We start from the raw sequence: 2527 nt of genomic DNA, 5'->3' as shown, positions 1-2527 counted from the left end.
AGGACTGTTTCTGGCATTTGTGTTAGACAACACAATTTTAAATTTCAGGCAGGGAATTGATGAAGATAACCCTGCCATATATTTTTCTCTGATCGCGATATTCGGTGGAATAGGACTATTTGTTTCACACCTGATCGAGAAAAAAGCAAACGAAGAAAAATAAAATTGTAATAAGCATAACAAGTCGTTCACCCCGGATTTGATCCTGGATGAGTGGCTTGTAATCTTATGTTTTAGGAATTATCGCGACAGTAAGCCTGCTGATACAATTCATTTTTCCTCTATCGTCATAGAGCTTAATATCCCAGACATGGGTTTTACCACCGATATGGATGGGTGTACAAATACCCGTTACAAAGCCTGATTTTACAGGTCTGAGATGATTTGCATTGACCTCAAGTCCTACACCTATATATTTATCAGAGTTGATGACCATATTTGAAGCCACACTACCCAGAGATTCAGCCAGAACTACCGAAGCGCCTCCATGCAGGATACCATAAGGCTGATGGGTCTTTTCATTGACAGGCATGCGCGCTGAAATAGAATCATGACCAATCTCTGTAAATTCAATTCCTAAAAGATCGCCAATATGGCCTTTGGGACGCCCATTAAGTTCATCAACAGTGTATTCTCTTGACCAGATCATAAATATCTTTGCTTCAGAATAGCAGAGTGATGGTTTACATGCCCGGCCATAATAAAGATCAAAGCTCGCACACTGATTGGCTTTTCATTTGAAATACCAGATCGGTCGATCTCAATGTCGTTCAGGGATCTGATTAGATACATATTAGCCTTTCGCAAAGCTGCAAACTCCTCCGCAAGGCTTTCCAAACTTCGGTCTGCAAAGTGAGCATTGGACACATAATTATTTTCGTCAAATCCCGGTAATGGGGTAGCATCATTACGTGAAATTCGCAAGGCACGATAAGCCATTATCCGTTCAGTATCAATCACATGACCGGCTAGTTCTTTTATTGTCCATTTTCCTTCGGCATAGGCAAAAGAAGCCTTTTCTTTGGGTACATTCTTTAACAATGCGGAAAATGATTCAATCTGCTGTTCCAGTTCTGCCAACACATCATCGCTAACCGTATCAACATACCCTTTATAAAAAATTGGGAATTCTTCAGCTTGTGGTGGCTTCATAAGTCATGTTACTTTTTAAAACTATCCGAAAGGTTGTACCCTTTCCTAATTCAGAATCTTTTACAAAAACGCTGCCCTGATGGTAATTTTCTACAATTCGCTTGGTGAGAGAAAGACCAAGTCCCCAGCCTCGTTTTCTGGTAGTATATCCAGGCTGAAAAACCGTATCAAATTTTGATCTGGGAATGCCTGCACCCGTATCTGTGATATCAATGAAAACCTGTTCTTTTACCAGATTCTCTTTGATCTCAACCTTAATGCTACCCTGTCCCTCAATGGCATTCACAGCATTTTTAAGAATATTTTCGATGACCCAGTCAAACAAAGGCACATTAACCAATGCAACAACCTGCTTATCTCCTGATAAGATGAATTCAATCTTATCGCTCACCCTGACCTTGAAATAGTTAACAAATTCTTCAACTACCTCATACACTACGTGATTATGCAGAATGGGCTTTGAACCGATCTTGGAAAACCGATCAGCAACTGTTTCAAGTCGTTTAACGTCATTCTCCATTTCAATAATCAATGGATCATCGGGGGCATTAAACTTAGATTTAAGAAGCTCTACCCAGGCCATTAATGAAGAAATTGGTGTGCCTAACTGATGGGCTGTTTCTTTAGCCAGTCCTACCCATACCTGGTCTTGCTCCGATTTTCTGGAAGAATTGAAAACTCCATAAGCAACCAGCAAAAAGATTGCAATCACCGACAATTGTACGTAAGGGAAAGCCCTCAATTGAGTTAACAAAATAGAATCCTTGTAATAAACAAACCATTTCTCATTATTCCGATTGTTTAATTCAAGTACTATGGGCTGCGGATGCTGAGATTTCATCTCTTTCAATTGAGATTTAAAATATTTAGGGTCGTACTTTTTCTTAGAATCAGCCTCCAGGTCAAAATTAGTTTTTGTACTGTCAAGGCCACGCCAGGTGATGATATTCTCAGCAGAATCAACCACGATTGCTGGAACTGCCAAACTATCGCGCATGCTGTAGATAAAGGTGATATATTCATCATTCACATCGGGCATCGCGATTATGTTACGGGTACTTCTTGCCCATAATTCGGCCCGTGTACGCTCTACGGTGGATATATTTCTTACCAGATAATCGGTATACCATACCGATGTACCCACAATAATTAGTGCAAATACAATTAAAATAAACTTCCAGCGCCGTTTCCTATCGTATGGATTCATATATTTCAGCAAATTACAAAAGGAAATTGAAAGGTAGGAATTTAGTTGGTTAGTTGATGTTAGTTGGTTAGTTGGTTAGTTGGTTAGGAATGTAGCGGTTCATTGAAAATCAATTCTCAACTATTCCCTGAATAAGCATTGTATTGGAAACTAAACTAATTTACTCCG

General features: G+C 39.5%; 3 protein-coding genes. All 3 read right to left on the bottom strand.

Going from position 1 to position 2527, the window contains the following annotated elements; all coding sequences use genetic code 11:
• Positions 1 to 226: 226 nt before the first annotated feature.
• From ACIQZ6_RS12760 to ACIQZ6_RS12750, 3 genes are read right to left on the bottom strand one after another with little or no spacing between them, the layout of a single operon-like run.
• Positions 227 to 649 (bottom strand): hotdog fold thioesterase, encoded by a 423-nt coding sequence (locus ACIQZ6_RS12760; protein WP_395811684.1) that lies wholly within the window; start codon positions 647 to 649, stop codon positions 227 to 229.
• Positions 646 to 1152, bottom strand: a complete 507-nt coding sequence (locus ACIQZ6_RS12755) for a DinB family protein (RefSeq protein WP_395811682.1) — start codon at positions 1150 to 1152, stop codon at positions 646 to 648. The genes ACIQZ6_RS12760 and ACIQZ6_RS12755 overlap by 4 nt, the downstream gene beginning before the upstream one ends.
• Positions 1133 to 2359, bottom strand: coding sequence for a sensor histidine kinase (locus tag ACIQZ6_RS12750; protein WP_395811680.1), 1227 nt, complete (start codon positions 2357 to 2359; stop codon positions 1133 to 1135). Before ACIQZ6_RS12750 ends, ACIQZ6_RS12755 begins: the two co-directional genes overlap by 20 nt.
• Between the last annotated feature and the right edge of the window lie 168 nt (positions 2360 to 2527).

Source organism: Daejeonella sp., assembly GCF_044348475.1.
In the GTDB taxonomy this organism is placed as follows: Bacteria; Bacteroidota; Bacteroidia; order Sphingobacteriales; family Sphingobacteriaceae; genus Daejeonella.
This window is presented reverse-complemented; position numbering and strand designations above follow the sequence as displayed.

Bases quoted from the DNA above. Each gene is read 5' to 3' on its own strand.
- ACIQZ6_RS12760 (WP_395811684.1), bottom strand. From the start codon at position 649: ATGATCTGGTCAAGAGAATACACTGTTGATGAACTTAATGGGCGTCCC.
- ACIQZ6_RS12755 (WP_395811682.1), bottom strand. From the start codon at position 1,152: ATGAAGCCACCACAAGCTGAAGAATTCCCAATTTTTTATAAAGGGTAT.
- ACIQZ6_RS12750 (WP_395811680.1), bottom strand. From the start codon at position 2,359: ATGAATCCATACGATAGGAAACGGCGCTGGAAGTTTATTTTAATTGTA.